Genomic DNA, 7,134 nt, shown 5'->3' on the forward strand with positions numbered 1-7,134 from the left:
TTGGCGATGATCTTCGTCTTTGCGCCGGGCACGTCCAGCGCCTCGGCGCTGAGTTGGTCGGTCACGGTGGGCAGCACCGCGTCATAGGTTTTCAGCGCCGCGCGGATTTCGGCAGGCGACAGAGGTGTGTCGCCGGTATTCAGCACCGCGTCATAGCTGTCCATCAGCTGCGCCTCGACGGCGGCGGGCCAGCGGCGGGTGACAAGAACAGAAGGTTTGACCATCACGCGGCCCTTTCCATGACATGGGCGATCGTCTCGCCGATCACCGCGGGGTTTTCGGCCACGCTGACACCGGCCGCCGAGAGGATTTCCACCTTTTCCGAGGCGCTTTCGCCAAAGGCCGAGATGATCGCGCCCGCATGGCCCATGGTGCGGCCCTTGGGCGCGGTCAGACCGGCCACATAGGCCACCACCGGCTTGGTCACGTGATCGCGGATGAACGCAGCCGCCTCGGCCTCCTGCGGGCCGCCGATCTCGCCGATCATGGCGATCACATGGGTCTCGTCATCCTGTTCGAACCGCTCAAGAATATCGCGGAAGGACGAGCCGTTGATCGGATCGCCGCCAATGCCGACACTGGTCGAGACCCCGATACCGCGCGCCTTGAGCTGGGCGGCGGCCTCATAGCCCAGCGTGCCCGAGCGGCCGATGATCCCGACAGGACCGGGCAGGTAGATATGACCGGGCATGATCCCCAGCAGCGCCTTGCCGGGGCTGATCGTGCCGGCACAGTTCGGCCCCGTCAGCACCATGCGGCGCGCGCGCGGATAGCGGTACATGTAGCGTTTCACCCGGATCATGTCCTGCGCCGGGATACCGTCGGTGATGCAGACGCAGTAGCGGATGCCGCTATCGGCGGCCTCCATGATCGAATCCGCTGCAAAGGGTGGTGGCACAAAGACCAGGCTGGCCTCGGCGCCGGTGGCCTCGACCGCCTGTTTGACGGTGTCGAAGACCGGCACGCCTTCGACGGTTTCGCCGCCCTTGCCGGGCACCACGCCGCCCACGACATTGGTGCCGTATTCCAGCATGTCCCTGGTGTGAAAGCGCGCCATCCGTCCGGTGATGCCCTGAACGATCACGCGTGTGTCACGGTCGAGAAGAATGCTCATCAGACGGCCCTCATCTTGGTCGCTTGGGTCAGATCGTTCTGCCAGGCCCGCACGGCGCGCTCGGCGGCTTCCATCAGCGAGGTGGCGCGGATGACCGGCAGGCCGGATTTGGCCAGGATCTTTTGCCCCTCCTCGACATTGGTGCCCGCCAGGCGCACCACCACGGGAATGTCGATCTGCAGCTCGCGCAGCGCCTGCACCACCCCCTCGGCGACCCAGTCGCAGCGGTTGATGCCGGCAAAGATGTTGACCAGGATCGCCTGCACATTGTTATCCGACAGCACCAGCCGGAACGCCTTGGCGACCCGCTCGGGCGAGGCGCCGCCGCCGATATCGAGGAAGTTGGCCGGCTCGCCACCGGCCAGCTTGATCGTGTCCATCGTGGCCATCGCCAGACCGGCGCCGTTCACGATGCAGCCGATATTGCCGTCGAGCCCGACATAAGACAGGCCGCGGTCGGCGGCACGGGCCTCGCGCGGGTCTTCCTGGGACTTGTCGCGCAGCTCGCTGATCTGCGGGTGGCGGAACAGCGCGTTGTCGTCAAAGCTCATCTTGGCGTCCAGCGCCAGCACCCGGTTGTCGCCGGTGACCACCAGCGGGTTGATCTCGACCATGGTGGCATCGAGCTCGCTGAAGGCGGCGTAACAGCCCTGCAGCGTGCGCACCATGTGCTGGATCAGCCCCGGCCCGATCCCCAGCTGGAAGGCGATCTCGCGGGCCTGGAAATCCTGCAGGCCCACCGCCGGTTCCACTGTCGAGCGCACGATGCTGTCGGGTTTTTGCGCCGAGATATCCTCGATCTCCATGCCGCCTTCGGAGGAGGCCACGATCATCACCCGCTGACTGGTGCGGTCCAGCACGAAGCCCAGATAGATCTCGCGGTCGATCGGCACGGCGGTTTCCACATAGACCCGGTAGATGCCCTTGCCCTCGGGCCCGGTCTGATGGGTGACCAGCTTGCGCCCGAAGAGCGCATCGCAGGCCGCGTAAATCTCGCTTTCGGAATTGCACAGCTTGACGCCGCCCGCCTTGCCGCGCCCCCCGGCATGGACCTGCGCCTTGACGATCCACTTGTCGCCGCCCAGTTCGCGGGCACGGTAAGCCGCCTGCTCGGGGCTGTAGGCCAGGGCCCCCGAAGGGGTGGCGACGCCGAAATTCGAAAGAACCTCTTTCGCCTGGTATTCATGAATGTCCATCTGCAATCCTCCCGTTCATGCAGCGCGGTCACGCCGCGATTGACGTGCCGTAGCGACTTTCCAGCAGCGCTTCGAGTGCGTCGAAATCGACCTGGCCGCCAAGGTCGTGCAGCGCGTCGGCAAACAGGCGCACGATCCGGCTGATGGCTTGGCGGTTCAGTTGATTGAGGATGCCGATCCGCACCTGCACCGGCGCGCTGAGCGTTGGCCAGATGCCGAACCCCTCGGCCCGGCAGGCCTGCACCAGTTCCATCTCGCGCCCCGCCAGCTGCGGCGGCAGGGTCAGCACCACAAGGCTGGGCATGTCCGAGGTGACCGCGCAGCCCATCGCACTGACCGCATCGCGCACGACCCTTTCATGCCTGCGATAAGACCCGGCCCGTTTCGCCAGCCCCGCCTGCAGGGTCAGGCGCAGTGCTTCGTGGAAGGCAGCGACGGCATAGCCCGAATGGGTGCGGTGATAGGTGCCCTTTTCCACGTCGTGCCCGTCAACGATGCCCCAGTGGCGGGCCTCGAAGATCGGATTGTGCACATAGCTATAGGCCCCGCTGGCCCGCAGCGACGCGATATAGGCATCACTGAAGCTGACCGGCGCATAGGTCAACGGCAGGCAGCACAGCCCCTTTTGCGGGCAGGACGCCCAGCCCGCGACGCCCGGATAGTCATCAATCGAGAAATCATCGACGCCCAGCGACGACACCGCATCCACCAGCCCCATCACCGCGTGGCGCGCGCAGGCATCGGAAAAGCCGCGCAGGTCGTTGACCCGGCCCGAGCCGGTCTCCCAATGCGCCATGAAGGCCCATTTCGGTTTGTGTTCGGCAAGCGCGGCCTCGACCATCGCACCGGTCACGCTCTGGCCATGCGGCAGTTCGATCACCGTCACGCTGGCGGCTTGCGGGTCCAGCGGATCTGCCGCGTGTTCGGCCGGGGTTGCCGCCTTGATCCGCAGCGTCAGCGCGTCGATGCCCGAGAACGTCCCGTTGCAAAACGCCACCACCCCATCGCCCGGCATCACCGCCGAGAACATCGCGTCCAGACCGCTCCAGCCGGTGCCGGCCACCGCAAAGGTATAGGTGTTGCCCGTGCCCCAGACCGCGCGCAGCATCTGCTTGCACTCGATCATCCCGCGCAGCACATCCGCCTGCATGTGATCGGCCAGCCCGGCACCGGCAAAGGCCTGCAACACCCGCGGATCGGTGTTGCCGGGCCCGGGACCCGCAGCGAGTGTCTCGGGAATGTCGAGGCTGGGGAAAATCGGAACTGTCATCGGGGGCCTCTGTTTCTGGCAGGGGCAACGGCCCCGGTTCACGTGCTGAAAGCCAGAAGATCCCAGACTTGCCCCCTGACGCAACGTCAGTTACTACTGCGTTCGGGCATCTATATGGATGGGGAGAAACCTACCCGAAAAGGTAAGTATCCTAGGGTATACCGTCTGACACCCCACTCCTACGGGTAGGTTATCGCGAGAAACAAAGAAATCTCAAATGGTTGACAAAAATATTACCGCAATCGACGTCATGCTCGCGGACAGTAATACGCTGGTTCTGTCGGCCATGTCCGAGATCTTCGAACGCGATCCGCGATTCTCTCTTGTCGCCACATCCGCCACCGCCGAAGGCTTTCTGGGCACGGTCATGCGGGTGCCGGTGCAGGTCGGTGTCGTCGACTGGAACCTGCCGGTGCTGGGGGCCGCCAAACTGATCGAAGTGCTGCGTGAACATGACAGCGCGCCCCGGCTGGTGGTCTATGGCGAGGCGACCGGAGATACGCCAAGACTGGCCATGCAGGCGGGGGCGGCAGGGTTCGCCCCACGCTCGGGGCCGGTCGAGGGGTTGCTGGACACCTGCGCCGAAGTTGCGGCGGGCAAGATGGTGTTCCCCTTCATCGATGTGCGCCGCATGCAGCAGGATCCGATCCACAGCCTGTCACGCAAGGAACGCGCGATCCTTGATTTCCTGTCCAAGGGCATGTCCAACCGCGAACTGTCGAAAGCGCTGCAGATCTCGACCAACACGGTGAAATTCCACCTGTCCAACATCTATGAGAAACTGTCGGTAAAGAACCGCGCGCAGGCGATCGCCTATTTTTATTCGTCACAAATGCCGGGCGGCAAAGAAACTGATCGCTGAGGCATCGCCGAAAGAATGTATCCGGGCCCAAGCGCGCCTCTGATATGATAGAGACCTGATCGTCATCCGACGTCGAAGACACACCCAAAGCTCTGGAATACCGCCATGCGCCCACGATCCGCTCCCAAAGATCTCAGCCTGAAATGGCTGGAGCTTTTCCAGATCTGTACGCAAAAGGGATCGCTGCAGCAGGCGGCGGATGAAAGCGGGTTGGCCGTCAGCACCATTTCGCACCACCTGCGCAACCTCGAAGAGCATCTGGGCGTCGCGTTATTCAACCATGACCGCAGGCCGATGGTGCTTACGCCCAAGGGCAAGGTGTTTCTGCACAATATCGACGACGCGCTGCGGGCCATTCGCCGCGCCAAGGCCGAAGCCTCGGCGGGCGGTGTGACCGAAGCCAGCTATCTGCGGCTGGGAACCATTGAGGATCTGGACAGTGACATTGTGCCGGAACTGGCGGTCTACCTGTCCCGACAGATGCCGCGCTGCGACTTTCTTTATCAGACCGAGTCCAGCCATACCCTGATCGAGATGCTCAGGAACCGGCAGCTTGACCTCGCCATTACCGCAAGCCCGTCTGAGCGGTTTGCGGATCTGCAGGACCGCCCGCTGCTGCGTGACCCGTTCATTGTGGCCCTGCCCCGTACTGCCGAAGGATCGCTCGCGGATATCGTGGACGGGCGCGCCAAGCTGCCGTTTCTGCGGTTCTCCAGCAACCTGATCATCGCGCGTCAGATCGAAGCGCAACTGCGCCGGATCGGCATCAGCGCGTCGCATTCCTTTGAATGCAGCAATAACCAGACACTGATGGCCATGGTTGCGGCTGGCGCAGGCTGGACCATAACGACACCCTTGCTGTTCGCGCGCGCCAAACGGTTCCAATCCCGGCTGAGGATGCACGCGTTTCCCGGCAAAAGCTTTGCGCGCGAACTGGCCATCGTCACGACACCGGATTGTTCCCGCTCGGTCGTCGATCTGATCGACAGGAAAACCCGGGCGCTGATCGAGGAAAACGCACTCCGCCCGCTGCTGGAGATCGCGCCCTGGCTCAAGGATGAGTTTGCGCTGCTCAACTGACGGCCAGGGATTTACAGAATCCTGAACCGCGCGCGGATGGCCGTGTCCTGCTTGTCGCTCAGATAAGCCGGGCTGTGGGTCTGCAGGATGTCGCAAGCCCGCGCCCGCGCGCGCGACCAGGCATCAGCCGCCCCGCTCTCGGCCCAACTGCGCGGCTCATCGCGGTCGGCAAGGGACGGATAGAAATAGTCCTGCTCCATCGCCTGATAGGTGTGCTGGCTACCCAGAAAGTGCCCTTCGCCCAGGACCGCATCACAAATGGCGTCAAAGCCCAGATTGGCCTCGCTCACCTCGATCCCGCGCAGGGCGCGATAGGTGTGGGAATGCATTTCATCATCCAGCACGAAGGCCTCGAAACTCGCCCCCAGCAGCGAGGCCGTCATTCCGGAGCTTTCATAGATCAGGTTCCCGCCAGCAAGCGCAGCCGCGAGCGAGGTGATCCCTTTTTCCATACCGTATTGCGCGTCGATCGCCTTGGCGTCGGTCATCGAACAGGCCACACCCGAGGGCAACCCCAGCCAGTTCGACATCTGGGCGGATGCCGCGTTCAACACGGCGGTCTCTCCGCTGCCGCCCGAAAACGCGCCGGTCCGCAAATCGATGACCAGTGGCCAGTTCGAGAACACCATCGGAAAGCCCGGCTGGATGGCATGGACCATCACCAGGCTGGCAAGCGTTTCGGCCAGGGATTGCGCCAGGAACCCCGCCAGCGTCGCGGGTGCCGTGGCCCCAGCCTGCGCGGCGGTGATGCAGGATATGGGAATATTGTGCCAAATGCATTCATAGACCACGTCAACGGCATCCTCGCCATAGCGCATCGGAGAGATCACCGGGCTGATATGGGCTTTCATGAAGGGCCGCTTCGAAAACGCGCCGGGACCACCTGCGGCGATGTCCAGCATCTCGACAATTGGCGCCACGTGTTCGGCCAGCGTGAAGGCGGTAGCGGTAGGTTTGGTTGTTCCCCTGATCAGCGCGTAGGCGGTGTTGACGTCCAGATCAAACGGGTCGGGCACATCGGTGGCCACGCAACAGCGCGTGAACCAGCTGACATTGGCCAGCTTGTCCTGCAGCCGCGTGAAATCATGCAGATCCTTGAGCGTGGAGGGCCGGTAGAGGCCGCTCTTCAGGTCCAGTGTCTGCACCGCAGCTCCGCCGGTGCCGAAGTAGACGCGGTTTCCACCAACCTCGATCGACCGGTTTTCGTCGCGCCCATGCAGCACGAATGTCTTGGCCGCATTGTCGATGGCTTGGCCAACGAGCTCGGGCGGGAAGACCACCCGCCCATTGCCGCCCTGCCGAGCGCCCGCTGCCAGCAGGTCGTCGCACAGGCGTTGCGGCACCTCTCCCATCCCCAGCCTCGCGAGCAGGTTCAGCGCGGTGTCGAATATGCGCTGAATGTCTGCGTTTGTCAGCGGCCGGTAAGCGCCACCGACCTGCCCGGGCGGGCACGGATCGAACCGTGGTTTGGCCGCGCGCTGCGCCAGCCTTGCATCTCGTCCGCTTCGCTTGCTGCGCCCCACGGGTCAACGTGCTCCTTAACCTGACTGGTCTCAACGAACTGTCATCCGGGCCGCTTTGACAAGATCGGGGCCTTATATTCCTAATTAAT

The 7,134-nt window shown here is 63.6% G+C and carries 6 protein-coding genes and 1 pseudogene; 2 read left to right on the forward strand and 5 right to left on the reverse strand.

Annotated elements, in window-relative coordinates:
- From M3P21_RS21900 to M3P21_RS21915, 4 genes and pseudogenes are all read right to left on the reverse strand, one after another.
- A pseudogene (locus tag M3P21_RS21900) lies at nucleotides 1-224 on the reverse strand (D-glycerate dehydrogenase); the annotation flags it as partial.
- Nucleotides 224-1,114: a succinate--CoA ligase subunit alpha gene (gene sucD / locus M3P21_RS21905; protein WP_249713636.1), complete on the reverse strand. Its 891-nt coding sequence runs from the start codon at nucleotides 1,112-1,114 to the stop codon at nucleotides 224-226. The gene sucD and the pseudogene M3P21_RS21900, both read right to left, overlap by 1 nt.
- Nucleotides 1,114-2,310: a malate--CoA ligase subunit beta gene (locus M3P21_RS21910; protein WP_249713638.1), complete on the reverse strand. Its 1,197-nt coding sequence runs from the start codon at nucleotides 2,308-2,310 to the stop codon at nucleotides 1,114-1,116. Before M3P21_RS21910 ends, sucD begins: the two co-directional genes overlap by 1 nt.
- Before the next feature lie 28 nt (nucleotides 2,311-2,338).
- The gene (locus M3P21_RS21915) at nucleotides 2,339-3,580 is read right to left on the reverse strand and encodes a pyridoxal-phosphate-dependent aminotransferase family protein (protein WP_249713640.1); all 1,242 of its coding nucleotides are present in this window, start codon (nucleotides 3,578-3,580) and stop codon (nucleotides 2,339-2,341) included.
- A gap of 217 nt (nucleotides 3,581-3,797) precedes the next feature.
- On the opposite strand from M3P21_RS21915, the gene M3P21_RS21920 reads away from it, so the two are divergent.
- Complete coding sequence (locus tag M3P21_RS21920) at nucleotides 3,798-4,442, forward strand: response regulator transcription factor (protein ID WP_249713641.1); 645 nt, start codon at nucleotides 3,798-3,800, stop codon at nucleotides 4,440-4,442.
- A 105-nt stretch (nucleotides 4,443-4,547) separates the two neighbouring features.
- The gene (locus M3P21_RS21925; RefSeq protein WP_249713643.1) at nucleotides 4,548-5,522 is read left to right on the forward strand and encodes a LysR family transcriptional regulator; all 975 of its coding nucleotides are present in this window, start codon (nucleotides 4,548-4,550) and stop codon (nucleotides 5,520-5,522) included.
- An 11-nt stretch (nucleotides 5,523-5,533) separates the two neighbouring features.
- Here the strand turns inward: M3P21_RS21925 and M3P21_RS21930 are convergent, their stop codons facing one another.
- The gene (locus M3P21_RS21930) at nucleotides 5,534-7,045 is read right to left on the reverse strand and encodes a trimethylamine methyltransferase family protein (RefSeq protein WP_249713645.1); all 1,512 of its coding nucleotides are present in this window, start codon (nucleotides 7,043-7,045) and stop codon (nucleotides 5,534-5,536) included.
- Nucleotides 7,046-7,134 lie beyond the last annotated feature (89 nt).

Origin of the sequence: Ruegeria spongiae, from assembly GCF_023502395.1 — a bacterium.
Classification (GTDB): domain Bacteria; phylum Pseudomonadota; class Alphaproteobacteria; order Rhodobacterales; family Rhodobacteraceae; genus Ruegeria_C; species Ruegeria_C spongiae.